Below are 26698 nucleotides of genomic sequence, written 5' to 3'. Positions count from 1 at the left end.
GAATCCTGAATGATGAGGTGTCGAGCATAGCGGCGTGTCAGATGGGTGAGTGGCTCCTTCCGAAGACATCACCCAATCTCACACTCTCGATCACGCCGATGATATCGGGGGCGCACTCATAATTCTATAGAGTTCCTCTCGATTCTACAGGATATTGTCTGGTGGGGGACTTCGAGGTCGTGTTATGCTGGGGTCATCCCCCTCGGAATTGGTGATTTTCGACAACCCCAAGGTGTGGGCGGCGGCGATGGAACCGCGGCGAGTTCGTGGCGTCGTCTTCGGTTGCCCTTAGGGTATGATTAGGGAGTGTGGCTCTCCCTCCTTCTCTTCAGACCCGGTTGTTAACCAGACTCATGTCGACACCCGATGGGAACAAGGCATTGAAGTGCGATCACGGCCTGCGGCGCCGGGTGATCGTGCAGTCGTTATTGGTTGAGGTGTTCCAGGGTCGACTCCGCGCAGGGCAGCACCTGGTGACTCAGGAGCTGGCCGACCGGTTTGGGGTCAGCCCCACGCCGATTCGCGAGGCCCTGGTCGCGCTCGAGGGGATTGGAATCGTCGACCTGCTCCCGAACCGGGGGGCGGTGATCCGCCGGGTCACGATGGAGGAAGTGGGGGAGATCTGCCAGGTCCGCCGGGTCCTGGAATGCGAGGCCACGCGGAGCGCCTGCGGCTGGATCGCTCCCGCCGACCTGCGGAACCTTGCGGCGGCCCTCAAGGACCTGCTGGCCAAGGCGAGTGCCCCGGGGCCAGGATTCCTTGATGAAGCGGGGGCCGTCGATAGCCGGCTGCACGACCTGATCGCCTCGTCGTGTCGCAACAGCTTTTTGGCCCATGAGCTGGGCCGGCTGAAAATCCTTTTCCGCGCCTTCCGCGACGTGACTTACGCACGCGACGGTTCGCGGTTTCGCTCGGGCCGGTTCGAAGCCGAGGCCCACGAGCACCTGGCGATTGTCGAGGCGCTCCTGGCCGAGGATCGCAAGGCCTCGGTCCGAGCGATGTCACGCCACATTCGAATGTCGGTCGAGAACTGGAGCAGGACGCTGCCCGACGTCGCCGACAGTGCCCCGACCCCAACCCCGACCCCAACCCCGGTCACGGCGGAGCCGGTCAAGGCGCGATCGAAACGACGCGCCTGACCCCGATCCGCGCAATCAACGCCCGGCCGCCGGAGCGGCCGCGCCCTTGGCGGGGGAGGATTGGTGCGGCCCACTGGTCGGGGCTGGCATGGTCAGCAAGGCCGCCAGGAGGAGGAGCACCACCAGGGCGCCAACCCCCCAGAGCACGGCCTTCTGGCCGGTCGACAGGGGGGTGGCCTCCGTCCTCGCAAGGTAGTCGGCGAACGGCTTCCGAGGGCCGAAACTCTGCTCTTCTTCAAAGATCTCGCGCTTTCGCGCTTTGATCGATTGTTCCTGTTCGCGGGGGGCTTGGGGGGCCATTCGGCCTCCTTTGCGGTGAAGCGGTTCGAGTCGGGTCGGTTGAATTCGCGTTGCGGGTTCCGGTGTCTGGACTAGGGACGAGCCACGAACGACCAATCCCAGCTTCGGGGATGATCGGCAAAATCGGTGCCGCCCGCCATGCTTTCGTCCCACGGGTAAAGGACTTGGCCGAGCTCGACCGACGTGAATCCGGCTTTGGCCATTCGGTGCCGGATCTCGAATGGTTGCCAGAACTTCTGCCGCAAGCCGAGGAACTGGAACCGGCCGAAGGCGAACTCGTAATATTGGTGCTCGGCGTGGAACGCGGCGGACCGCTCGGCCTCCTCGATTTCGAGGCCGCGGTCGAGGGCCTGATCCATCAGTAACATGGTATGGTAGTGAATCGCGTCCATCGACGGCAGAACGCCGAGGAACTGGCCGCCCGGTCGAAGGCTGGCGCGGATGGCGCGGAGGGTTCGGTCGATCTCGCGGACGTCGGGCATGACCAGCGAGTTGATCGCGACCACCACGTCGAACTGGCCGGCGTAGTCGTCGAGGTCGTGCATCGCCCGAGTCTCGAACGTCACCGTGTCGGCATGGCTGTCGTCGATCCGAGTGCGCGCCCGCGCGATCATGGCCGGGGCGAAGTCGAGCGCGACCACCCGGCCGAACCGGCCGACCAGCCGGGGCAGGAGCGGGCCGGTTCCGCAACCGAGATCCGCCACGGTTCGTGACTGGGGATCGGCCACGGCGTCCAGCGCGGCCCAGAGCGGGTTCTCGACGGACGGGTCGAGCGCGTCGAGGAACAATTCGTCATAACGCGCCGCGTGGCGGCTCCACTGGCGATCCTGATCCTGAGTATTTTGCACGGGACGGAGAGTTCTCCGAGGGAGCGAGGCCGATCGATCGATTGATCGATCGGAACTGGCCCCCTGGGGGGGTTATGGGAGCGTTGGCTGCGATTGCGGCGGATTGGGAACGAAGCGGACGACGTCGATGGCGACTGGCAAGATTGCGCCTACGACGTCTCGGCGGTAGCTTTGAGGGTAACCATATTTGGGGTCAGGAGTAAACAGGAGCACAGCCTTGGATCCTTTTGCCTGGCCGAACGGCCGGTCGGTCTCGAGTTGGGCATGCTCCTCGGCCATGGTCAGGAAGAGGCCGTCGACCCCGAAGTATTCCGGTTTCCCGGGATGAAGCTCGACGGTTCGGCCATCCGGAAGCACCTGTTCGAGCCTTCGGACCCGTCCGTCACGTACGATGACGTGATAATAAGCGTTATTCGTTCCTGAGCTGGTCCAATCGAGGTCATAATCGTCGATCCGGGCCCGTGCCCAGACTTTCCGCGCCTGGGCAATCGACTGCTTCGTGACCGGCTCGCCACCGCCGCAACCCGCCAAGGCGAGCAGGGGGATCAGCCAGAGAAGTCGAGTCGAGCACGGGCGTCGGGTTATGGTCAGCATACCGTCCATTGTAGTCGGAACCGCGGGGGCCCGCACTAGGCCAGCTCGGGGCATCGTTTCCGCGGAAGCGTTGCCATTCGGTCAGCGTCGCGGGAGCCGGTCGAGGAACTTGCGATAGGCGGCCAGCGCCGGATGGCTCGCGACCAGGGGCGTTTCGTTGAGCGAGACATCCAGAGCCAGAGCGTTGGCCAGGGCGTGAGGGATCTCGGCCGGGGAGCGACGGTGCGCGTTGGGTTCGTCGTCGAGGTGGAACGACCAGGTGAGGGTGTCGAGCTGCCAGCGGAGCGGCCCGTCCCGGAAATGGGCCGGCAGCGCGCGGTCGGGTGCGAACCGACGCGTTCGCAGGTGCCACTCCCGCGCCAGGGTCCGGTCGTGGCTCGAACCTGGCCTGGCCTCGTCCTCGAACTCGGCCAACTCGGTCGACGACAGCCAAGGGCCTCGATAACGCAACTGGCTGGCCAGCGCCGTCATCAAAGTGGCCGGATCGTCACGTGTCGGGACGTCCGCGCTCCTCATCCCGAATTGCTCGGCCAGGTTGATCAGCCCTTCGATCACCCGACGCTTCTCCTCGGGATCCAGGGCCTCGGCGGGATAGTCCGCGGCGTCGGGAGGGGGACGGTCGAGCGGGAGCGGGAGCGGGGCGGTGACCACCTTGTTGGCCGTCGGTGCCGGCTCGTCATGATCCGGGCGAAGCACGATCCCAAGGGCCGCGCCCACCAGGAGGGCAGTCAGCCCGAGGATTGGCATCGCGCGTTTGAGAACGGTGCCCCAGTGGCCGATTTGACGGTCGGCCGCTCGTCCTTCAGGGTTGGCCTCGACTTGGGATAGGTCGACATAGGAGGAGTCGAACCCGACCCCGGCGAGGCGGGGCAGGGCGATGAGATCGAACTGATTGCCATTGCCGAACGCCCAGGTGGCCACCGAGGCGCGGCAGCGGATCGCGAGCGGCAGCACGCTCCAGACCTCCTGGGCCAGCGCGTCGATCGGGGCGGGGGCCTGGAGCGCAACCCGTCCTCCACGTCCCAGGGCCGTGGCGATCGACTCGGCCAGGGAGCTCACCGGTGGCGGCGAGAGTTCGCCCGGTTCCACCGTCCGGACGCCGGAGGGGAGCGTCTCGGTATCGGCGGTCCAGTCTTGCCGGAGGAGGGAGGCGAAGTCGAACGGGTTCCCCCCCGCCCGGCGATAGTCGTGGGGGTCGAGGAAAAGGGCGTGGAACGCCAAGGCGCCCGGTCGGCCGCGGTCGTCTTCCCCCTGAGGGCTAACACCCACGATCAGCCAGGGGCCTGCCTCGAGCGGGAGTGCAAACAAGGCCGAGGCCTCGCTCGCGCCGGCCGGCCGTTCGCCGAAGTGCTGGCAGGCCGCGCGGAGGCCAACCAGCCACTCGGGCCGGCATCCCGGCGAGTGCGCCAGGATCGAATAGCCTCGGTCCCAGAACGGGAAGCTTCCGTAGACCGCCTGCTCGTAACCGATTTCAACGGGTCTGGCTATCCGATTCGCGATCGTCGTTTCGCTCCCAAAAGAATCAAGAATTGTCATATGGGGTTATTGATTCTTGGAGGGTGGGCACGGCCCACCAGGTTTTGCCCCCGGAAGCCGAAGCGGCCTCTGCCTCGCCGATCCGCCTGGTTCAATCGGGCTTACTCAGCCGGGGCATCGAGAAGCTCGAGGTGAAGACGAGGCTGGTTTTGCCGCCCTTGGCCGGCTTGAGCGTCCCCGACAGGTTGCGCATTGCGAGGGGGTCGCCCTTGCGGCTGTTGAGCGTGAAGACGGTGGAGTCGGACCAGTCGTAGTCGAGGATCCGGACCGTGACCGGGTCGCCCAGCTTCCAGCGGATCGGCCGCGAGAAGGTATAGTCCCAGATCGGCTGGTGGGTGTTGCGGACGACCGGGGAGGGGCCGTAAGTGACTCCGGCGACCTCAATGACGACCCCGAGGTCGGGACCGCCGCCGAGATATTTGCCGACATCAGGGTCGACCGTCCCCCGGCGCAGGGTGACGCGGTATTCGCCGGGGACCGAGACCTTGTCCCACCAGGCGAGGTACTGGTGCGCGTCGGTCGCATAGCGGCCTTCGCGATGGTCGCGCAAGTAGTCGCGGAGCCGGCGGGCCACCTCGGCCACGTCGTCCGGGTGGGCGAGCAGGTGGTCGTAGGCCTGGCGGTAGGTGTAGGTGTCCCACTCGCGGAGGACCCGGTCGCGGGCTTCGGTCGCCTCGCTGATGTACCGGCCGCCCCCCTGGTGCGCTTTGAGGTAATCCTGGTAGCGCTCGATTCGGGTCGCGAAGTTGGTCGGATATTGCTTGGAATATTGCCGGGCGCGGTCGATGTCGCGGCCATCGAGCCGGGCGACGTAGCCGTCGAGCCGGCGCTCGACTTCTCCCCGCCACTCACTCTGGGGGTGATCGGCCAGGAACTGGCGGGCCCGCTCGATCAGGTCGCGGACGTCGGCGTTGGGAAGCAGCTCGGCCCGGGCCAGCTCATCCAGGAAATGGCGGTCGGCCGCCGACGCCCGCGCGGTCATGCGTGCCTTGAGCGCGTCGGTCAGGGCGAGGGCTTCCGCGCGGTGAGGCGTGTCGGCGAAGTCGCGCAGGAACGTGCGGAGCGCGTTCAGGGGCGTGTCCAGGTCGTCTCCCGGCGCGAGCGCTTCGGCCCTGACCTCATTCCAGACCCGGTCGTGCCGCACCTGGTCCTGGGCCTGCTCCACTTTGCGGATGGCCGAGACGAGTTGAGGGACCCGCTCCTTGACGCCGGCCAGCTTGCCGCGGAGCTCGGGGCCGTCGGTGCCGAGCGCGACCTGGACCTCGGCCGCCTTGACCGTCCACTCGGCTTCCTTGAGCCGGGCCCGGCGGTCGAGACCGGGCCAGATCCAGGGGAGGGTGGGGTGCCAGGTGAGGAGCTCGGTCCAGCGTCGGGCCACCGCCGGCGCGGGTTGACTGCGTTCGAAGGCCAGGGCGTTGCGGAAGCCGAATGCATCGTATGCGGCCAGGCCCACGGCCCCGATCGCCGCGGCGGCCGTCGCCCGCAAGGCGAGCCGGCGGAACCGGCGGCGGCGGAGCGTTTTGAGCCGGGCTCGAAACCCGGCCGCGCTGGTGGATTTCGGATAGCGCCGGCTGAAGGCGTCCACGCACCGCGCGAGCCGAGGCAGGTCGTCGGGGACGAGGTCCCAGAGCCATTCGAGCTGATCGCGGTCGACGGCTTCGAGCTGTTCGGCGAGCCAGCCGAGCGGGCGCTCCAGGCCGAGCGGATGCAGCTCAGCGGGAGGCCGCCCCCCTTCGGCGCCTCGGCCGTAAGAACTGACCGCGAAGATCGCTCCTCCAGGCGCGTGCTGCGCCAGGGCATGCCGGGTCATGCCATAGCGCGCCTCGACGAGCCGCTCGACCCCCCAGGTCGCGGGATCGTCGCTCGAGCCCGGACCGTGTTCCCCCGGCCCGGCTTGGACGCTCGCCAGCACCCGGTCGAACTTGGTCAGCAAGAGGGCGACCGGGCGTCCCGTGGTCCCGTCCTCGGAGCGATCGATGTAGCGCTCCAGCAGGTTCTCGATCTCCTGCTGCCGGCGGCGACGCTCGGCTGGGCTGGCCGGTCCGTCAGGGTCGAGGCAGAGCAGCACGGCGTCGCAGTCGGCAAAGAACGCCTGGATCGGCTCGTCGGAGCCGAGCGTGACGTGCTCCCCTTGGTAGTCCTTGATGATCAGGTCGAACCGGGCCGCCCCCTGGTAGAGGTGCAACCGCAGCTCGGTCTCGGCCAGGGTTCCCGCCGGCGGTTCTCCCGACTCGATCTGGCCGATCTTCTCGGCCAGATACTCCGCGCTCGCCGGGTTGGCCGCCGCCATCCGCAAGCCCGGCACCTGCCCGGTTGAGGCCTGGCGATAAAACATCGCCAAGAGCGTCGTCTTGCCCACGTTCCGGTGGCCGAACAAACCGATCCGCTTCGGACCGGTCAGCCGACGCTCCAGGGCATCAAGATGCGTCTTGCGACGGTTCGCCATGGTTCCCTTCCTCGCCCCTCAATCCGTTCGCCGCTCGCTCCGCAAACCAAGATTCCCACAATCGGACGACGCTTTACTTCTCTATCTGACGGGTGGACTTCCTCTTCAGTCGGACTCTCACACAGGTTTTGGAGACCGTTTCCGATTCAGGACGAAGCGAATCGGCCAGGTCAAGGGTCGAAAGAGCCAGCGGATCGGCAGGCCGAGGATCACCATCACGGCGAGGATGACGACCAGGCCGGCGGCCGCCATGCCGAGTTGGCGGAGCAGGGGGGCGTTGAGGCCGTAGGTGGCGAGGGCCTGGCCGATCGACGATTCGAGGCCTCGGGCCGCTCCGCCTCCCAAGGCGCTGGCGAGCTGGACGCCCGCTTTGGCGAACTCGCGGACGGCGAACTCCGTGGCGCGGCCGGCGGAGTCGACGAACTGGTCCGGGTCGGCCAGGAAGGCACCCAGGACGCCCGCGGCGAGGAGCTTCTTCTTGTGGGGGAGGACGGTGTCGGTGAAGAACGTCCAGCCGCCCCGACCGGTCTTCCGCAGGACGCCCAGGCTCTCCGGCCCTTCCTTGGCGAGCACTTCGGCGACGTCGTCGCCATAGACGCGGACGGCGGAGAGCCCCTCGGTGCCAAGGCGACGGATCATCGTTTCCGCCTGGTCGGGGTAGCGGCGGGCGAGCCGTTGGGCCGTCTCCCCCATCTCGACGACGAGCCGCTTCTCGGCCGGGGCGAGCGCGGAGAAGGTGCGCGCAGCCTCGGGGTCGCGCGGCAGGAGCCGGGCGAACTTCGTGCGGAGCAAGGCTTCGGAGGGTTGGTCGACCCGCCGGCCGGCCCGAGCGAGGTCGTCGGAGCGGCGGGCTACGACCTCGAGTCCTTCGTCGGCCTCATGGACGAACAGTCGGCCCACGCTTCGGGTCGCGGTCGCTTCAGCTCCCGAGGCGACTCGCCCTCCGGCCTTCGCCTCGAGCACGACTTCCTGGACGACCTCGTCAAGCCAGGAAAGTTTGCCGGCTTGGGCGGATTGGAGGGGAGCCAAGGCCGCCACGAACGAAATCACAACGAATGCCAGGGAGGGCATCGTTGGTCTGTGACGTTTGCGGGAGAAAGACATCGTGGAAGTCCTCTTTATCTTCGGCCGTGCAGGGAGGCGCCCCGCCGCGGTTCACCAGTATCATTCGTATTTCGGAGCGAACTTATTCGACAAGAATCGGGGAATCGGATTGGCGATCGCGATCGATCGTGCCTGCCGTCGCCCATTGCGAGGGGGAGGCTCGGGGGAGAGATGTCGAAACGCAAGTGGCTGGAAAACCTACGGTTACGGGGATTCCATCCCCTCCCTCACGCGTGCTGGAACGCCCTGGAACAATCGCTCGTCTCACTCCTTGACTTGTCGGATCGCACGATTTGGTTGCGAACATCTCGTGGTGGAGCCAGGCCCACTCAGACGAGGATCGTCGTTGCGCAAACCATCACACCTTGATTATACCGCACGAGTGTCCGACCGGCCACTTGAGTCGTGTTGCACGCCTCTGAATTGGGGGGAGTCGACCTCGGTGGACGAATGCCGTTTTTTTTCTCGATGAGTTTCCGGGCGAGCGAAATGAAGGAAAAAGCGGGGAGCGTGAGCTCCTGTCTGGTTTGGGGCACGCCCTTGCGAATCACCAAAAGACAGGGAGCTTACGCTCCCCGCTCGCCCTATCAGGCGAGCGAAGAGAGGGGGTGTCACTGGGTGGCGGAGTAGCGATCAACACGGACCCGCGCGGTGATCGCGTGGGCGAGCATTCGCTCGATCTCGCATTGGCGTTCGGTCACGGCCCCCACTTCGCGGCTGGCTTCGGGGTTCATGCGTTGATAGGTGCACGTCTTGAGGAATTTGCCGACCCAGACCCCGCCGGTGTAGCGCGCGGCCCGGCTCGTGGGCAGGATGTGGTTGGTGCCGATCGACTTGTCGCCGTAGGCCACGGTCGTCTCTTCGCCGATGAACAACGAGCCGTAGTTGGAGAGGTTCGCCAGGGCGTACGCGGGATCTTCCAGGTGTAGCTCGAGGTGTTCGGGGGCGTAGTCGTCGCTCAAGGCGACGGCTTCGGCCGGGCTGTCCGCCACGGTGACGATCCCGTTGTCGCGCCAGGAGAGAGCGGCGATCTCACGGGTCGGCAGGACGGCGAGCTGTTTCTCGACCTCGGCGATGGTCTTCTGAGCGAACGCTTCGCTCATGCAGATCAAGTAGATCCCGCTGTTCGGGTCGTGCTCGGCCTGGCCCAGGAGGTCGCAGGCGACCAGGGCCGGGTCGGCCGCATCGTCGGCGATGATCGCGATTTCGGTCGGGCCGGCAAGCAGGTCGATCCCGCAACGGCCGAACAACTGCCGCTTCGCCTCGGCGACGAACCGGTTCCCCGCGCCCACGAGCAGATCCACCGGCTCGACCCCGCCGAGGCCGAACGCCATCATCGCCAGGGCGGGAACACCTCCAAGAATGAAGATCCGATCAGCCCCTGCCTTTTTCATGGCGTTGATCGTCGCGGGATAGTACCCTTCCCCTTTAACCGGGGGCGTACACGCGACCACCGTTTTTACCCCCGCGACCTTCGCCGGGATGATGCTCATCTGGGCCGAGCCGAACATCGGGTAGCGCCCGCCCGGGATGTAGCTTCCCACCGAGTTGACCGGGATGTGCCGGTGTCCCAGGATCACGCCGGGCCGGATCTCGACCTCGAGCGGGAGCATCGTCGCGAGTTGCGCCTGGGCGAACTTGCGGACGTTCCCTTGGCAATAGTCGGTGTCTTCAATCAATTGCGCAGGCAACTTCGCGAGGATCGACGCCACTTCGCGGTCGTCCAGCTCGAACTGATCCGGGTTCCAGTCATCGAACCGCTGACTGTACTTGCGGACGGCGTCCATGCCGCCGCGCTCGAGGTCGATGAGCATTTCGGAGACGACTTTCGCGGTCTCCTGATCGTTCTCGAAGAGCCTGTGCCCGCCGTTCTTGATGACCTTCATCGGCAAACTCACTCCACGCGTCGCGTCGTTTTTGGGGGAAGAGTCAGAGGACCCCGAACTCGTCGAAGACCGCACGCAGGCTGCGCCCGTTGAGCAGCGCGCGACGCGAGTCATTCTCCTTGCCGATCTTCTCGGCCGCCAGTCGGATCACCTCGTCTTCGATCGGGCGCGGGATGACGACGACGCCGTCGAAGTCGGCGAAAACGAGCTCGCCGGGATGGACGAGCACGTCGCCGCACCGCACGGGGACGTCGTAGGCCATCACCCGGCCCCGTCCTTTGCTGTCGACGGGCCGGATTCCAGCCTGGAACACGGGAAACTTCATGGCGATGATCTGCCGACAGTCGCGGATCAGGCTGTCGCAGACACAGCCGGCGACCCCTTGGCGCTTGGCCAAGGTGCTCATCAGCTCACCCCAGGGCGCGTTCGTGCCCCCGGGATCGGTCGAGTGGACGACGACGTCCCCCGGTTTGAGCGAATCCATTGCGTCGATCTCGAGGCCGTACGGGTCGTCCTCGACCACGTAGTCGGTCTCCATCCAGCGAAAAGTCCGGGCGCGGCCGACGATCCGGGCGTTATCGGGATCGAGCGGTCGAAGCCGCTGATGCATGGCCTGGCGGCGATAGCCGAGGTCATCGAGAATGTCGCAGACGGCCGCGACGTGGAGCGTCTCTCCGATCCAATCCATTCGCTTCGAGTCATCGGTCTCAGCCTGCATGCGTCCTCCGCGTCACGTTTTGGACATTCCACCGAGCGCCCCGGCTTACTTTTTCTTGCCGGTCGCCTTGAGGTCGAAGTCAAAGACCGCGCCCTTGCTGGTCACATCTCGGTCGAACGAACTGCTGACATTAAACGAAGCGGTCGTTCTTCCACCACTTTTTGCTTTTTGGGTGATCAAGGCCTCTTGTTTCTCCATGGCGGCCAGCACCGGATCATCTTTGAATTCGTCGGAGATTTTCAGGGCGGCGGGATCGACCGTCTTCGCCACGAAGACCTGATAGCTTCCGGGCGCGACTCCCGATCGGCCGCGGTACATCAATTGATAGTTGCCTTCTTGTCCCGTGACGTCGACGCCCGGGGTGTTCGGCCGATTCGCCTCGCTGGGGGTGAAAAGCACCTTGGCTCCCTCAAGGGGCTTGCCGTCCAGGGTCACGTGGCCGCTGACTGGGACAAGCCTGTAGGAGTCGGTCTCGTCTCCCGTGCCGCATCCGGCCAGGAACGCGGTCACCAGGGCGAGGGATGAGACTGGGCGGGCCATCGTCGGAGTTCTCCTCAAATCGATGTGGCTTCGGCGTGAATCGGTCCCAGGCGTTTACTTGGATTGGCGAATTCGGACCAACGAGGATTCGGCGGACCGAGAGCGGCCCGCCGAATCGGACTTCAATATTATGATGTGAAGTCAGTATGCATCTGAACTGATGATTTCGCCGCCGTGGATGGTGTTGAGCGCCCACCACGTATTACCGCTGATGCTGTTCTTGATGAAGTGGACGCTGCCGTCGGCGAAGACCAGGTTGAGGCCGCCGGGATGCTTGCTTCCCATGATGTTCGCATAAGAAAGCTTGTTATTGCCACACGGGCCGCCGCACTGCGTGCTATTGGGGAATGCGTTGGGCAAGGTCGTCGTGTAGTCGCGCCATTCCGGCCCCAGGCCGAGACTGGCGGCGACCGATGTGATGAGCGGAGGGGGGGGATAGACATTGCCGTTCGTGGATGTATGCACGCCCGACCCCCAATAGGGACCCCAGACCGAGGCCAGGTGGATCTGGGGCGACTCGCCGACCATCGCGGTGTTGCTCAGGCCGTCGCTGATCTCACTTAGCTTCGTCGACGTGTCGGTGATGAAGGCGCCTCGGGTCGACTGGACGTAGTCGGGCAGCGATCCGCCCCAGGCGTAGGGGCCGTAATATTCCATCCAGAGCGTGGAGCAGAAGAAGTAATTACTTCGTCGCGCCTGGGTGCGGGCATAGGGCCCGTTGCCCGCCTCATTCTGGATGTCCGGCGGCTGGTCGGAGGGACAGGCATAGACGGCGACGAGCGCGGAGACGACCGTTGAGTTGACGATCGGGTTGCCAATGACGTTGTTGTTGGGCCCGTTGACCGAGCTGCTTGAGGCCTGACTGAAGTTGTAGGCGTTGGAGAGAGTGGTTTGCTCCAGAAAGCTCAGGATCATGGTGAATCCCGTGGTGTTCAGCACCCCTTTGATCCCGCCGTTGTTGCCGATGCCCGACCCCGAGAAAATTTTGGGAGGGGGAAAGCCGCCGTTGGCACCCTCGTAGTTCATGAGCGCCAGGCCAATCTGTTTCAAATTGTTCACGCATTGACTGCGCCGGGCTGCCTCACGCGCCTGCTGCACCGCCGGCAGCAAGAGGGCGATCAACACGGCAATGATCGCGATCACGACCAGTAACTCAATGAGCGTGAATCCGCGACTCGAACCTCGGCGGGAGTGGGCCTTCATGATATGTCCCCGACGACAGAGAAAGGAAAATCGCCATGAATCAACGACCTGACTCTGAGAATTTCGTCATCGCGAACCGGTGAAGTGGTTCGCGATCCGGCGCCGCGGGAGAGGTGACAGGAAGAGGGAACGCCACATGCGGTACGCCGAGCTGGAACGCTTGATCGAGAGTATATTTCAGTTTTGGAATTAATGTCAACGGCCCCGAAAACAAATCTTCACGATTTCCAGCGGCGAGGATTGGCTTCCTTGAGATGGTTCCGAGTGGATCATGCCAGCAACGAGAAGCGCGGAGGAATTGCGGGGGACCCTCTTGCTCGACGGTGACGCGGCGGATATATTCCAGTCTTGGAAGTAAATCGGCCGATCTCCCCTCGCGGCAGATACGCTGGAAGAGTTCCGGAACAAGAGTGACCGCAGTAATATGCGAAATGGGTGATGAATTGAGACTGTAGCAAGGATACCGGGATCTCGTTCCCACGCTCTGCGTGGGAACGAGTTTCTCCCGCGAATTTCGGCCTCCGGGGCAGACTGACGGCCCGGTTTCCTTGCGACAGACTCCGATTTTTTGGGGGAGGGGTGGACCTTAATGGGGCGAGCGAAGGATTTGGATGCAGAGCCGTTGAAGGAGCCCGGGCTCGCCTGGTTTCCCAATGGAAAGCAAATCACGAAGCCGGCGTACAATCGGTTGCTTGTCTGTGCTTCACTGTTTCATGAGGGGGCGGAGTCACGCGTGGGCCTGCACCGGCGGACGGGCCTGCCGCTTTCGCGGCTGTCGGACCTTTGCGGCGACCTGCTTCGGGACGGCCTGATTCGGGAGAGTGTGGTGACGCCCGCCGGGGGGACGGGGCAGGGGCGTCCGCAGACCCTCTTGGAGATCGACCTCCGAGGCTTGGGCGTGGCGTGTGTGCGGTACGATCGAAACCATGTGGTCTCGGCGGTGGCCGACCTCGCGGGCACCGTGCGCTGGCAGCGGCGATGGGATGGCCCGTTCAGCGACGACGCGGATCGGCTGCTCCGGCGGATTGCCGACGCGTTGCGGCTCGCGGTGGCGGCCGCCCCCAAGGCGGGCGTTCGGTTGGTGGCGGCGGGCGCGGCCGACCCGGGCACGGTCAACATTGCGTCGGGACGGGCCGTTCGGGCGGTGAATGTCCCGGGGTGGCAGAACATTCCGGTGGTCGAGCGGCTGAGCGGGGCGACGGGCCTGCCTGTCGTCATCGAACGCGGCGATGGCTGGCAGGCCCTGGGGGAGGTTGCCTTCGGCGCGGGGCGCGGCTCGGCGCACGCGGTCTTCGTCACCCTGCTGGACGGGATCGGCGGTGGTATCGTCGAGAACGGGCAATTGCTTACGGGCCGCGATGGGTCCGCCGGCGAAATCGGTCATACCCGAGTCTCCGAGGAGGGCCCGCTTTGTGGTTGCGGCGGGAGCGGCTGCCTGGAAGCGCACCTTGCCCCCGCGCGGCTGGCGGCCCTCTGGCGCGGGGATCCATCCCCGTCCGACCGTCCGGCCGGTTCCCTGGGCGAGTCGCCCGACGACGAGTTCGCCCGAATGCTTCGCGCCGCCCGCGACGGGGACAGCCACGCTCGCGCGATCCTGGCTGACGCTGGACTTGCCCTGGCACGCGGACTGGGCAACGTGGTGAGCCTGCTCAATCCCGAGCGGATCATCCTCGGCGGTCGGTTCGTCGAGGCCGGCGACCTCTTGCTGGAACCTCTGAAGCAGGCCCTGCCACGCTACACGCTCCGCGAATTGCTTCAAGGTATTGAGGTCCGCTTGGCCGAGGTGGGAGAATCGTCGACCTTCCTCGGGATCGCCGCCTATGTCCGCGAGCGTCTCTTCGCGTATCCGTCGGTCGGGGCCCGGTTCGAGGGGAACGGGACGAAGACGCCGTCTCTCATGGAATCGGAAACCAAATCATGAGCTTGCTTGTTCGCCGGATCACCGCCAAAGTTGTTGATCATTCCGTACGTTCGCAAGGAGCGATCATCTCGTTTCTCGGGCGGCACGAAGCGTCCCACTACGTCACCCTGACTGTCACCGGAGAGGACGGCCAGCACGGCTACGCCGAAGCCGCGACCGCCCCGATCTGGAGCGGCGAGGCGGCCGAGACCGCGGTCTGGATGCTCGAAAACTATATCGCTCCCCAACTCGTCGGCGCCCGGTTCGACCATCCGTCCGAGGCGGTCGCGATCCTCGATCGCAGTCTGCACGGCAACTCGTTCATCAAGTCGGCCGTGGACATCGCGCTCTGGGATCTCTGGGCGCGCTCTCAAGGTGTCTCGGTCGCAAGCCTGGTTGCCGACCGTGAGCCAATCCCGCGGATCCCGACCCGCGTCAGCATCGGCTGCTACCCGCCGGAAGAAACGGTGCAGCTCGCCGTTGAGTTCTGGGAGGCGGGGGTCCGCACCCTCAAGTTCAAGACGGGCAAGCCCGGGATCGACGACGTGGCCCGGCTGCGGGCGGTCCGGGACCGACTCGGTTCCGAGCCTGTTTTCACGATCGACTATAACGGGGCGTATGCGACCGCCGACGACGCGGTCCGCTCGATCGAGGCGTTGGCCCCCTTCAATCTCTCACTTGCCGAACAGCCCACGCCGCGGGATCGGATTGGCCTTTTGGCCGAGGTCCGCAAACGCGTCGCGGTGCCGATCCTTGCCGACGAGGCGGTCTTCACCCCCGATCACCTCAAGGAGGCGCTCGACCGCGACGCCTTCGACGTCCTCTCGATCTATCCGGGCAAGAACGGTGGGTTCACCCACTCGCTCGCGATGGCGAAGCAGGTCCACGCCGCGGGCAAGGCGTGCGCGATCGGGTCGAACCTTGAAACCGACCTCGGCCAGGCGGCGATGGCCTGCCTTGCCTCCAGCCTGACCGTCTTCCCGGTCGAGCGGTATGCCTGTGACCTGATGGCGGCCTTGTTCTACGACGCGTCGTCGGTCACTCCGCCCATTGCGTTCCGCGACGGGCGGGTCGAAGTGCCGACAGGCCACGGATTCGGAGTGGTGCCTCATGGCCGAACGGGATCGAGTGATTGATGCCCATGCGATGCTGGGCCGCGAAACCTACCTTGTTTTGGATCCGGGTGAGTTGCTCCGGCGGATGGATGCCGCCGGGGTCGCCACGGCCATCGCCCGCCCCATGGGGGCGGGCCTGGTCGTCGACCATCGGGCCGGCAACGACCTGGTCCTGAAGGCCGGGCCAAGGATTCGAGGCCTGGCGACGGCCAATCCTTGGTGGGGCGCCCCCGCGCTCGACGAACTGGCCAGGGCCCGCGACCTGGGCGCGGTCGGGCTCTTCCTCGACCCTGCCCGCCAAGGCTTCTTCCCCACCGAGGACCTGGCCTTTCCCCTCTTCGAACGGGCCGCGAAGTATGGCTGGCCCGTGATGGTTCGTACCGGCCTTTATACGTTCGCCGACATCCTGGCGCTGGTCGAGGTCGCTCGGAAATTCCCCGAGACGGCGTTCATCGCCGGCTTCGGCGGCTATGCTGACATGTGGTTCGAGCTCCCGGAATCGTTCAAGACGATCGCAAATTTGTATCTCGATGCCTCGATGATGTGGGGCGATGCGATCCGCGAGATCGTCAATACCTATGGCGCATCGCGAGTTCTATTCGGTGGCGCCGAGCCTCGGAACCGGTACGCCGTGAACCTGCGGACCCTGGAGCGACTCGAGTTCGACGAGCCCGCGCTGCGGGCGATCTTGCACGATAACGCAGTCCGGATCTTTAGTCTCTAAGCAGGTGAACCTGTTCTTCCTTGATATTGAATGATGTGCAAGCTCTGGGTGCCACGGGTTGTACTCAACCCGTGAGCCAAAAACCTGGGCGATCGCTCACGGGTTGAGTACAACCCGTGGCACCCAAAGGCCTTGCAGCTCCGCGGTTGCCCATCAGAAAATCAAAGAAAACCGAGTCCAACGGCTTTGGGGTGAGGGGACGACCTTCCATGCGGATCATCGATTTTCACGCCCATCTCGACGGTTGCTGGCTCGACAAACCGTTGCCGACGGCGGCCGACCTGGTCGCCACTCTCGACCGTTGCGACGTCGAGGCCGCCTGCGTCTACACCGTCATGGGTTTTTATGGCGACTGTCCGCGGCACAACGATGCGCTCGCCGAGCGTTGCCTGAGCCAGCCGGGCCGGCTCATCCCGTTCGTGACGGTCGACCCGAAACTGGGGCCGGCCGCGGTCGAGGAGCTCGAGCGCTGTCTGGCCGATCCGTTCTTTCGAGGGGTCAAGTTTCACCCCTGGCTCCAGGCGTTCGCCTGCAGCATGGTGAAAGAGACGATGGTCGCCATCCTCCGCGCGGCCGCGCGCCACAACGTGCCGGTCCTCTTTCATGACGGCACCCCGCCCTACTCGACAACCTTTCAGATCGCCGACGTCGCCCGCTGGGTCCCCGAGGCGGTCGTCGTCCTCGGCCATGCCGGTTCGGCCGACTACACCGACCCGGCCGCCCAGCTCATCCGGGACATCCCCAACCTCTACGGCTGCTTCTGCGGCTCGCGCCCGGGGGACTTGCTCCATCTCGTCGCGACAGCCGGAGCCGACAAGATCCTCTTCGGCTCCGACTTCGGCGCGGGGGGAGGCTGGGAGTTGCTCCCCGAACGCATCGACAACGTGACTGAGGCCGGCCTGAGCCCCGACGACCTCGCCAAGATCCTCCACGCCAATTCCGATCGCTTGTTGAAGCTCCGAGAGCAACCGCTCGCGCGGCTGCCTGTACTTCAGTAAATCGAAGCATGTGTTGCTTTGTAGGGTGGGCACGGCCCACCATGCGAATGACCCCGGTCGATGCCCATTCATGAGGCCGGTGGGCCGTGCCCAATCTACAAGACGTCGTTCCTGGCCGATCTGAGCCGAATCCGGGTGGCGGAGGTGACTCGATGACGATTCCGGGGATCCTGTTGGCTTCGACGGTCGCCCTCCACCTCGGGGGGTGGAATGGGGGGTGATCGCCCTCTACGGGGCCATGATGATCGGGCTGGGGCTCTACTTCTCGAGAGCGGCGACCAAGTCGGCCGACGGCTTCCTGATCGGGGAACGGAGCCTCCCCTGGTGGGTGATCGGGTTCGCGAACGTGGCCACCTACTCCGACTCGGGGGGCGGCTGGGTCTGGCTCTTCTATGTTGGCGGGTTCATGTACTTGAACCAGATCGCCTGGATTGCCTGGCCGATCTGGATGCCGCTGGTCGGGATTTTCTGGGCGAAGATGTGGCGACGGAGCGGCCTGGTGACGACCGGCGAGTTGATCGAGCTCCGGTACTCGGGGCGGGGGGCGTCGGCCTTTCGCGGCTTCTATGGCGTTTACGCCTGTGTGGGGTGGGCGACCGTCTTTCTCGGCTACGGGACGGCCATGCTCGCGCAGATCCTGGCGCCGATGATCGGTTGGTCTCCCTTGGCGGTCGTTCTGGTCTTCGGAGCGGTGACCCTGGCCTATACCTTGATGGGGGGCCTGCTCGGTGCCGCCTACATCGACGTGCCCCAGTTCGCCATCTTCTTCCTCGCGGCGGTCATCGTCTGGTACTTCGGTGTTCAAGAGTTCGGCAGCTACTCGGCGATGCTCGACAAAGCGATGGTCCAGCGGGACGCCAACTTCTGGCAGATTTTTCCGCCATCGTCAGGCACGAACACGTATGTGGATCCGGCGACCCTGGGCGCCCTGGTGCTGATCGGCTTCTTCCTCGCGGGTAGTCCGTGCGCGGGGGAGGGGTGGACCGCCCAGCGCTGCCTTGCGGCCAAGGACGAACGGCATGCGGTCTTCGGCCAGATGTTCAACTGCGTGTTGAGCCTGGTCGTGCGCATGGTCCCCTTGCTGCCGCTCGGGATCCTCGCGATCGCGATCTATCCGCCCGCGGATCGGGCGCATGATTTGATGAGCATGCCCGACGGGACGACCGCGGCTTCGATCGGGGTCTGGTCGCAGCTCGTCGTGCGCTACGCCGACAAGCTTCCTGGGTTTGGCGGGCTGCTGATCGCGGCCGTTCTGGCCGGTTATATGTCCACGGTCGGCACGCTCTTGCAGTGGGGCTCATCCTTCGTGGTCAACGACCTCTATCGCCGGCACATCCGCCCAAACGCTCCGGAGTATGAGCATATTCGTGTCGCCCGGATCGTAATGGTCGCGATGATGGTCCTCTCCACATTGCTCGCCTTGGGGATCAAGGACATTGGCCCCTGGGTCTTCTTCATCAACGCGGCGATGATTGCCCCCGCCTTGCCGTTGTCGTGGCTCCGCTGGTTCTGGTGGCGGCTCAACGTCTGGGGCGAGGTGTTCGGAATCCTGGTCTCGGTCCCGCTCTCGGCCTTGGTCTGGTTCGGCCTGGACTGGAAGAGCCGACCCGCCTGGCAGCCGACCCTCTTGCTCCTGGGCATCGGCATGGCGGGAAGCGTCTTGATCTCGCTCCTGACCCCCGCCGAGTCGCGCGAGACCCTGCGTCGGTTCTACCTCAAGGTTCGCCCCCCCGGAGCCTGGGGACCGATCCGCCGCGAGTTAGAAGCGGAGGGACTCGTTGACCCGGCCCGGCAGCGGCGGGAACTGCTCTGGGACTTGCGGGCGGCCGCCTGCGGGATCCTCTTCTGCTTCACGATCACATGGGCCTTGTTCACGTCAATCATGCTCCGCTGGACTGAGGCGGTCGCCTATGCACTGGTGGGCCTGGCAAGCGGCTGGGCCTATTACGCCTGCTGGATCCGCAGTCACCGGGAGTCGAGCGAACCGATCGAGGACCGCGGGCTTGTGGTGGTCCCCGTCGGAGCGGTCGCGGAAGCGGGTGTGAACCCGTGAATGGATACCGAGTTGCCTTGATCGGCTGTGGCGCCATCGCCGAGAGCGGCCACCTTCCGGCCCTCGTGCGCCATCCGCGTCTCAAAGTCGCCGCCGTCTGCGACTCGCGGCTCGATCGCGCGGCGCTCCTGGCCGCCCAGGCGGAGAACGTTCCGGTTTATGCCGACTGGCGTGAATTGCTTGTTCGTGAACCGGTCGATGCGGCCGTCCTGACGCTCCCCCCCGAGGTGAGCCCGGACGTCGCCATCGGCTGCCTTCAGCGCGGGCTCCACGTCCTCGACGAGAAGCCGCTGGCCGCGACCGTTGAAGATGGCCGGCGGGTGGCACGCGCCGTGGTGGAGTCGGGCCGCGTCTTCCAGGTTGGGTTCGTCTTGCGGTACGGCGACCTGGTGCGGCATGTTGCGCCACTGGCGAACGCCATCGGTGTGCCGTCACGGACCCGGGTTTCGATCCACGACGAGCGACTCGATCGGTCCAACGTCGAGCATCTCGAACGGATCCAGGGATTCTTGCGTCATAGCACGGCGATGACCCACGAGGGGTCGCACGTGATGGATTACGCCGCGCTTTGGAACCCTTCCCCCTGGACCAAGATTCGCGCGGAGGCCGTGCGGACCGCCCCCGACTTCGCCGGTCCCAATCATTGGCAGGCCGCTGTCAGCCTCGCCGACGGCTCATTGCTCGAACTTGAGATCGGCTGGCTCTTGGCCGATCTTTCCCCTTCGACGGTCACGATCGAAGGACCGAACGGCCGCCTGGCGCTGGACCTCTTCAGTGGCGTGGGACATTGCATGATCGCGGGGGATGAGAAGCGGCTCGCCTTGCCGCCGATGGCCCCGGAGTGGGACCGGCAGTACAACGCCTTCGTGGCGGCGATCGACCGAGGCGTGGCGACCGAGGCGACGATCGAGGATGGACTCCGGGCCTTGGAAGTCACCGTGGCCTGCGAGGAGTCGCGCTGCGCGAACTCGATGGTCGCTCGACGCGATTCTTCAGTCAACTTGATGAAATAAAAGACATTGATGCACGTCTTGTAGGGTGGGCATGGCCCACCAGAGCCACAATCCGGTGGGCCGTGCCCCACCCTACGAATGAGGAAAAAGCGATGCGAGAATGGGTTTCCCGAGGGTTTCTGGCCATTGCCACGCTTGTCGTGGCGGGCGTCCCCGTTCCTGGACGTGCCGACGAGGTGTCGACCGCCAAGACGGTTGGCGCCGCGGACTCACGCGTCTCGTTCTGGCTGGAGACTTCGCTCAAGCGGATCTTCACCAACACGGCGCCGGGGTCGGCTGACCTTTCACTCATCGCCGCGCGGAACGGCAAGATCGCCTTCCAGGTCGGCTTCCGAAACGATCGTCTTCAGCCCGTGCATGTCGAGTGCAAGCTCGAAGGGGCGGACGACCTCAAGCCGCAGGTCCGATTCGTCGGCCTGGTGCCGATGCCTCACTTCACGCCGAACACCCCGCGATCGGATCTGGAAGGACTGGGGAGTCTCCCGGGCCTGGTCCCCGACCCGCTCTGGCCGCTGTCGAACGTCGAGATCGGCCCGCTGGAGAGCCGTTCCTTCTGGGTGACTCTGAACGTGCCGGCCGATGCCAAGCCCGGTCCGCGCGCGATCAAGGTCCAACTCGGGCTCGCGGAAGACAAGGCGAAGGTGGAACTACCGGTGACGCTGGAGATCAGCGAAGTCGTCATCAAGCCCCGCCGCGACTTCCCGGTGATCCACTGGTGGCGAGGCGAGGCGACCTGGGACTACTACAAGACCGGGATGTTCGAGGATGAGCGGTGGTGGAAGCTGACCCGCGACCAACTCAAAAACATGCTCGACCACGGGTCCGACGTTGCTTATATGCCGGTTTTCTTCAATCGCCGCGAAACGTTCAAGCATCCGTGTCAATTGCTGATCGTGAACGAGCCCAGGCCGGGGGTTTACGAATTCGACTGGTCGCTCGTGAAGCGGTTCAGCGACATGGTCAAGGAGATCGGCTTTACCCAGTTCGAGTGGTCTCACCTCTGGATCTACTGGGGCGTCGAGCACCCGATGCGGATCTACAAGAAGGAGGGCGACAACTACGTCATGCTCTGGGATCCGAATATCAGCGGATTCTCGGACACGTATGTCAACTTTCTCAAGCAGTTCCTGCCCGAGTTCAAGAAGTTTCTGGCCGACGAAAAAATGCTCGAAACGTCCTATTTTCACCTCTCGGACGAACCCGGTCCAGGTCAGCACGTCAAGAATTATCGCCGGGCCCGCCAGATCCTCCGGGAGATCGCCCCTTGGATGAAAGTGATGGATGCGCTCAGTAACATCATACGTTCCGCACATCTCGCCTGCAATTTCTCGGAATTTTCACCTCCTGCTATTTCTGGCATACGCTGATGTATTGGCTCCCGCGACCCGCTCCTTCCATGATCTCCGCCACTGACTTGCTCACATCACGCCTCCTCGTCCCGCCAACCCATCGTGATCGTTCCCCATCGATTCTTCGCTTGTTTCCCATGCAAGGCAATGTCCCAACCGTTCCCTGCCTCCTTTCGGAGTCAAACTTGAGGATTCGCTTTTGACGTAAGTCTTGCGGGCCTAGACTTACGTCAAGGCGTAATTATTTCTGCAAGTCAACAAAATTTTCCACCTTGACCCGCTCGACTCTCGGACAATCATGCCGACGGGAATCACAACCCGACGCCTGTCGCCAATCGCGGGCATGTCGAGGACGATTTGATCCCTCTCGAGGCCATGGTCCATGCCAGAACAAAAACGACCGCGCCAGTCGAATCCCGCTCCCGATCTCAGTCCCGGCGAGGCGGCCCACACCGGCGGTCAGTCCCTCAAGTCCTTCCGGCTCGGCGCCCTTCCCATCCTCGATCGGATCATCCGCCGACTTCGACTGGATGACTTCCTCCGCCAATACCTTCCCCCCGAGGATGCCCGCCAAAAGATCGCCACCTCCACCGGCCTCCTTCTCTTGCTCAAGAACCTTCTCGTCTCCCGTGAACCCATGTATGGCGTCGGCCAATGGGCGAGTCGCCACCCCGCCGAGTGGTTCGCTCTGACCCCGGCCCAACTGCCCCACTGGAACGACGACCGCGTCGGACGTTGTCTCGACCGACTCTTCGACGCCAATGTCCCCTCGTTCACCCTGGCCGTCGCCACCCATGCCGTGGCGGAGTTCAACGTCGCATTGGACGAACTCCATAACGACTCGACCACAATCACCTTCCACGGCGACTATCGCGAGGCGGCCCAAGAGGACCTGATGCGGGGCCAGAAGACCCAGGCCATTACCTGGGGGCACAACAAGGATCATCGCCCTGACCTCAAACAACTGCTCTACGTCCTGACCGTCACTCGCGATGGCGGCGTACCGGTTCACTTCCGCGTCGAAAGCGGGAATACCACCGACGACCGCACTCATCGTGCCACCTGGGACCTGCTGTGCCAGTTGACCGGGCGACGGGACTTTCTCTATGTGGCCGACTGCAAGCTCGCCACCGCCGAGAACATGGCTTACCTGCACCAGCACGGCGGCCGATTCCTGAGCATCCTGCCTCGTACCCGCTCCGAAGATGGCGAATTCCGCGCGTTGTTGTACCAGGACCAGGTGACCTGGAAGCCGATCCATGAGAAGCGGGATGAGAAGGGAGTTCTCCTGGAACGCTACAGCGTGGCCGACCAGGCGACCCTCAGTGCCGAGGGCTACCGTCTGATCTGGTGTCACAGCACACGGAAAGCGGAAGTCGACGCATCATCACGTCATCAGCAAGTGGAGCGTGCGTTGCTGGCGTTGTCGGAACTGCGGTTAAAACTCAGCTCGCCGCGTAGCCGCTATCGCCAACTCGGAAAGGTCAAGGAGGCGGTCGCGGCCATCCTGGAGCCGCGGGACTTGGCCCGGTGGATCACAGTCGAAGTCGTGGAAAAACGGGAGGAAACTTACCGTCAGGAGGGGCGTGGCCGTCCCAACGACAAGACGCGCTACGTGAAAGAGGAGACCGTTCGCATCGCATTGACTTACCGCATCGACCATGTTGCTCTCGCGGCGGAAATGTGCGTCGACGGTGTCTTTCCCCTAATCACCAACGAGTTATTGCTTACTGAGGAAGAATTGCTATTAGCATACAAGCGTCAGCCGGTAATCGAGAAGCGGTTTTCGCAACTCAAGACAGACTTCGAAGTGGCTCCCGTGTACCTGCAGAACGTGGGGCGGATCCAGTCGCTGCTTTGCGTCTATTTCTTGGCCCTGTTGACCGAGGCGCTGCTGGAGCGGGAACTGCGTGCGGCGATGAAACGCGATGGTGTGAAGAGTGTGCCTCTGTACCCGGAAGGTCGAGCGTGCCATCGCCCGACGGCACGTCGGGTGATTGATTTGTTCGAGGAGGTGCAGCGTCATCAGCTGATCGTGGAGGGGCAAGCGCCAGTGGAATTCACGACCGAGCTCTCCAAGTTGCAACGCCAGATTCTGAACCTGCTTGGCATGGCGACGGCCTACGATCGCTGAAATTGCAGGCCGCCGGAAATTCGGAGATAATGAACCAGAGATGTGCGGAACGTAGGTAACATCGAATACGGCAAGGAAGGGCTGACGGACATTCCGATCCCGCTCGTATCCGCGGCGCAGGCGTACATGGACGCCAAGATCCCGCATTGGGTCTACTATTGTTGCGCACCCACAGGGCCGTGGCTGAACCGGTTCATGGACACCCCCTTATCGAAAATCAGGATGTCGGGGTGGCTATTCTACCGTCACCAAGCCAACGGCTTTCTGCACTGGGGATTCAACTACTGGGACAAGATGGAGAAGGAAGAGGCGGGCGACCCGTTCCACGACGGCTCGAACGCAAGCTATCCGGGGATTCCGTTCGGCGACCCGTTCATGATCTATCCGGGCCCCGACGGTCCGATCGACTCGATTCGCTGGGAAGTGTTCGCCGAATCCTTGCAGGATTACGCGATCCTGCAAACGGCCGGCATTGCGCCGGGCGACGCGATGCTCTCCGATATCAAGACGTATGCCGACTTCCCCAAGGATCCGGAGTGGCTCGCCAAGACGCTGAGGAAGGTTCTGAAGTCGCCCGTGGGCGTCGCGGACCGTTGAATTGTCGAACGCCCCGGTGGCAAGCCAAGCCACCGGGGTCGCGCAACACCCAGAGTTCATCGCAGAGCCATCAAAGTTCGGCCGTCCATGGACTTGCCTTTCCTGGGAACGCGGGCGTACCGTCGCCATTGCGAGGGCGTCCTCGCCTATTGACGACCGGACATCACGACGTCATGATGTCCGTATGAGCCCGAACCCTCAGAGCGCGATCCCGCTCTACTATCAGATCGAGCAGGAATTGGCGTCATTGATTGCCAAGGGGACCCTTGCGCCCGGCAGTCGGCTCCCTTCGGAAGAGGAGTTGGTCCAGAAGTACGGCGTCAGTCGCACCACGATCCGGAAAGCGATTCAGGAGCTGGAACGTCTCGAGCTGATTGAGATCAGGCGCGGGAAGGGAACGTTCGTACGGTCGGAGAAGATTACCCAGGAGTTGACCGGCCTGACCGGGTTCGTGGAAGACATGGTGGCGATTGGTTTGCGGCCCTCGGCCAAGCTGCTCGGGAAGGCGACGGTCGAAGCCACCGAAGAGGTTGCGCGGCAGCTCCGCGTGCCGATCGGCACGGAGCTCATGCAGATCAGGCGGGTCAGGTTGGCCGATGACGTGGCGATCTCCTTGGATGAAACCTATTTGCCAATGGACCTCGGGCAAAAGGTTGTGGAAAACGACCTGGAGATCGCCCCGATCTTCTCCCTGCTGGAGGGGAAGTACGACACGCCCCTCCTGGAAGCCGATTATCGGCTCGAGGCGATCTCGGCCGCCCCGTTCGTTGCGGAGGCGCTCGGGATCGAGGTGAATGCGCCCATCCTGCTCATCGAACGGGTTTCGTATTCCCTCGATCAACGCCCGGTGGATTACGAGAAGTTGTACTATCGGGGCGACAAAATCCGGCTCTCCACCCGCCTGCGAAGACGCCAGTCTCCGCTTCCGCTCGAGGTCTTGCCGCGGCTCGACGCGAAGAATGAATGATGGAAAATCATGGATGTGAACAGCGTTATGTTTTCCGGGTTAGTCTGCCTGATGTCCTTGGCGGCGGGCATGCTCGGCGGGATGTTGGGAATGGCGGCGGGGATCTTCGTCGTCCCCGCTTTGACCCTGATGTTCGGCGTGAGCATCCGTCACGCCGTCGGTGCCAGCCTGGTCTCGGTCATCGCCTGTTCCTGCGGCAGCGCGGCCAGCGCGATGGAAAACCGGCTCACGAACGTGAGGTTGGCGATCCTGCTCGAAATCGGCACGACGCTCGGGGCGCTCACGGGCGTGGTTCTGGGCGGCCTCTTCCCTTCGTCGGCCCTCTATCTCTTGTTCTCGGTGATCCTGTTGATTTCCGCCCAGCAGATGTTCCGCAAGCGGAAGGCGGCCGATGATTCTGCCGAACGACTCGAGATTCGGCCCGACCGCTGGGCGGCCCGCTTGCGGCTCCATTCGAGTTATCCCGATCCGATGACCCAGCAAGAGATCGCGTACAACGTCAGTCGCGTCTGGCTGGGATTGATCCTGATGTATGCCGCGGGCGCGGTGTCCTCGTTGCTCGGGATTGGGAGTGGCGTGCTGAAGGTCCCCGCGATGGACTCGGCGCTCCGCCTGCCGATCAAGGTCTCGTCGGCGACCTCCAACTTCATGATCGGCGTCACGGCCGCCGCGAGCGCGGGCATCTATTACGTCCGGGGCGATATCCTCCCCAAACTTGCCGCCCCGGTTGCCCTGGGGTCGATCTGCGGTGCTTACCTGGGGACGAAGATCCTCATGCGGACGTCCAATGAACGCATCCGCACGTTGTTCATCGTCGTGCTGTTGGCCCTGGCGGTCAAGATGTTCCTCGCCGCCCTTCGGGGCGATCATTCGGTCGGTGGAATCTAGCAATGAGCGAGTCATCCGACGATCGACAGCAACTTCTTCGCATGGAAGCAATCCTCACCGGACTGCTCCGATACGGGGCACTCGTTGCTTCCGGCTGGCTTGCACTCGGAATGACGTTGAGTCTGTTTCAGGGTGCCTTTCCGCTTGCTCAGAGCCTTGTTGCGATTTCGGATCGATGTCTTGCGATCGGCATCGTGCTGCTGATTGCGCTACCGGTGCTGAGGGTCGCACTGATGACGGCCGTCTTCTTGTTGGAGAGGGATTACCACTTCGCCGCGATCTCGGGGGCGGTCCTTGTCATCATTACTCTCGGATTCCTTCTGGGGACGCTCCATTCGGATATTGAATATTTATAGTGGTTTGCGGTTGTGAATATGCGTATTGTTGTTTATAATAATTGATTTATGTTCAAGTGTGCGGTTTCGGCGATGTCGCCACGTTGCCGGGTCTTCCGCCCGGATCCATCCACCCTGTGCCGTAGCCCCAGTGTCAAAAGAACCAGCCCATGTGAAGGCCCAAAGACAGGGAGCTCACGCTCCCCGCTCGCCTTTAAGAGGCGAGCGAAATCCCTGGAACCACGATCGGTGTCGACTCTTGGTTATTGGTCTTCGCTCACCTGAACGGCGAGCGGGGAGCGTGAGCTCCC

Annotated in this window: 23 protein-coding genes; 13 read left to right on the top strand and 10 right to left on the bottom strand. The window is 63.9% G+C overall.

Annotated features, from left to right (window positions below):
* Positions 1-353 precede the first annotated feature (353 nt).
* Complete coding sequence (locus BUS42_RS17615) at positions 354-1139, top strand: GntR family transcriptional regulator (RefSeq protein ID WP_074311176.1); 786 nt, start codon at positions 354-356, stop codon at positions 1137-1139.
* Between the two features lie 15 nt (positions 1140-1154).
* Here the strand turns inward: BUS42_RS17615 and BUS42_RS17610 are convergent, their stop codons facing one another.
* The 10 genes from BUS42_RS17610 to BUS42_RS17565 form a co-directional block, all read right to left on the bottom strand.
* Positions 1155-1439 carry a hypothetical protein gene (locus BUS42_RS17610; RefSeq protein ID WP_074308359.1) on the bottom strand — a complete coding sequence of 95 codons (285 nt, stop codon included), beginning with the start codon at positions 1437-1439 and terminating at the stop codon, positions 1155-1157.
* Positions 1440-1510: 71 nt separating this feature from the next.
* On the bottom strand, positions 1511-2287 hold the full coding sequence (locus tag BUS42_RS17605; RefSeq protein WP_074308357.1) for a class I SAM-dependent methyltransferase: 777 nt from the start codon (positions 2285-2287) through the stop codon (positions 1511-1513).
* Between the two features lie 72 nt (positions 2288-2359).
* The gene (locus tag BUS42_RS17600; protein WP_074308354.1) at positions 2360-2881 is read right to left on the bottom strand and encodes a hypothetical protein; all 522 of its coding nucleotides are present in this window, start codon (positions 2879-2881) and stop codon (positions 2360-2362) included.
* An 81-nt stretch (positions 2882-2962) separates the two neighbouring features.
* Positions 2963-4417 (bottom strand): hypothetical protein, encoded by a 1455-nt coding sequence (locus BUS42_RS17595; protein WP_254053580.1) that lies wholly within the window; start codon positions 4415-4417, stop codon positions 2963-2965.
* A gap of 91 nt (positions 4418-4508) precedes the next feature.
* The gene (locus tag BUS42_RS17590; RefSeq protein ID WP_074308352.1) at positions 4509-6863 is read right to left on the bottom strand and encodes a TRAFAC clade GTPase domain-containing protein; all 2355 of its coding nucleotides are present in this window, start codon (positions 6861-6863) and stop codon (positions 4509-4511) included.
* Between the two features lie 117 nt (positions 6864-6980).
* Complete coding sequence (locus BUS42_RS17585) at positions 6981-7934, bottom strand: hypothetical protein (RefSeq protein WP_254053579.1); 954 nt, start codon at positions 7932-7934, stop codon at positions 6981-6983.
* A 644-nt stretch (positions 7935-8578) separates the two neighbouring features.
* Positions 8579-9853 (bottom strand): histidinol dehydrogenase, encoded by a 1275-nt coding sequence (hisD, locus tag BUS42_RS17580; protein ID WP_074308348.1) that lies wholly within the window; start codon positions 9851-9853, stop codon positions 8579-8581.
* Positions 9854-9896: 43 nt separating this feature from the next.
* The gene (locus BUS42_RS17575) at positions 9897-10571 is read right to left on the bottom strand and encodes an RraA family protein (protein ID WP_074308346.1); all 675 of its coding nucleotides are present in this window, start codon (positions 10569-10571) and stop codon (positions 9897-9899) included.
* A 45-nt stretch (positions 10572-10616) separates the two neighbouring features.
* The gene (locus BUS42_RS17570) at positions 10617-11111 is read right to left on the bottom strand and encodes a hypothetical protein (RefSeq protein ID WP_074308344.1); all 495 of its coding nucleotides are present in this window, start codon (positions 11109-11111) and stop codon (positions 10617-10619) included.
* 141 nt (positions 11112-11252) lie between these two features.
* Positions 11253-12314: a DUF1559 domain-containing protein gene (locus tag BUS42_RS17565; RefSeq protein WP_074308342.1), complete on the bottom strand. Its 1062-nt coding sequence runs from the start codon at positions 12312-12314 to the stop codon at positions 11253-11255.
* 607 nt (positions 12315-12921) lie between these two features.
* Between BUS42_RS17565 and BUS42_RS17560 the strand changes: the two genes are divergently transcribed.
* From BUS42_RS17560 to BUS42_RS17505, 12 genes are all read left to right on the top strand, one after another.
* Positions 12922-14235, top strand: a complete 1314-nt coding sequence (locus BUS42_RS17560) for an ROK family protein (RefSeq protein ID WP_159452244.1) — start codon at positions 12922-12924, stop codon at positions 14233-14235.
* Entirely contained in the window at positions 14232-15350 is a 1119-nt protein-coding gene (locus tag BUS42_RS17555; protein WP_074308339.1) for a mandelate racemase/muconate lactonizing enzyme family protein, read from the top strand. Before BUS42_RS17560 ends, BUS42_RS17555 begins: the two co-directional genes overlap by 4 nt.
* Positions 15325-16053: an amidohydrolase family protein gene (locus BUS42_RS17550; protein WP_074308337.1), complete on the top strand. Its 729-nt coding sequence runs from the start codon at positions 15325-15327 to the stop codon at positions 16051-16053. The genes BUS42_RS17555 and BUS42_RS17550 overlap by 26 nt, the downstream gene beginning before the upstream one ends.
* Positions 16054-16262: 209 nt before the next feature.
* Positions 16263-17051 (top strand): amidohydrolase family protein, encoded by a 789-nt coding sequence (locus BUS42_RS17545; protein WP_074308335.1) that lies wholly within the window; start codon positions 16263-16265, stop codon positions 17049-17051.
* A 217-nt stretch (positions 17052-17268) separates the two neighbouring features.
* Positions 17269-19104, top strand: coding sequence for a sodium:solute symporter family transporter (locus tag BUS42_RS17540; protein WP_254053578.1), 1836 nt, complete (start codon positions 17269-17271; stop codon positions 19102-19104).
* Positions 19101-20117 (top strand): Gfo/Idh/MocA family protein, encoded by a 1017-nt coding sequence (locus BUS42_RS17535; RefSeq protein WP_074308333.1) that lies wholly within the window; start codon positions 19101-19103, stop codon positions 20115-20117. Before BUS42_RS17540 ends, BUS42_RS17535 begins: the two co-directional genes overlap by 4 nt.
* A 92-nt stretch (positions 20118-20209) precedes the next feature.
* Complete coding sequence (locus BUS42_RS17530) at positions 20210-21484, top strand: COG1470 family protein (RefSeq protein WP_254053577.1); 1275 nt, start codon at positions 20210-20212, stop codon at positions 21482-21484.
* 364 nt (positions 21485-21848) lie between these two features.
* Entirely contained in the window at positions 21849-23600 is a 1752-nt protein-coding gene (locus BUS42_RS17525) for an IS1634 family transposase (RefSeq protein ID WP_083670021.1), read from the top strand.
* Between the two features lie 42 nt (positions 23601-23642).
* Positions 23643-24197, top strand: coding sequence for a DUF4091 domain-containing protein (locus BUS42_RS17520; protein WP_074308331.1), 555 nt, complete (start codon positions 23643-23645; stop codon positions 24195-24197).
* Between the two features lie 184 nt (positions 24198-24381).
* Positions 24382-25164, top strand: coding sequence for a GntR family transcriptional regulator (locus BUS42_RS17515; RefSeq protein WP_074308329.1), 783 nt, complete (start codon positions 24382-24384; stop codon positions 25162-25164).
* A 9-nt stretch (positions 25165-25173) separates the two neighbouring features.
* Positions 25174-26052, top strand: a complete 879-nt coding sequence (locus tag BUS42_RS17510) for a sulfite exporter TauE/SafE family protein (RefSeq protein WP_074308327.1) — start codon at positions 25174-25176, stop codon at positions 26050-26052.
* A gap of 2 nt (positions 26053-26054) precedes the next feature.
* Positions 26055-26408: a DUF1634 domain-containing protein gene (locus BUS42_RS17505; protein ID WP_074308325.1), complete on the top strand. Its 354-nt coding sequence runs from the start codon at positions 26055-26057 to the stop codon at positions 26406-26408.
* Positions 26409-26698: the final 290 nt, after the last annotated feature.

The organism is Singulisphaera sp. GP187 (assembly GCF_900129635.1).
GTDB lineage: Bacteria > Planctomycetota > Planctomycetia > Isosphaerales > Isosphaeraceae > Singulisphaera.
This window is presented reverse-complemented; position numbering and strand designations above follow the sequence as displayed.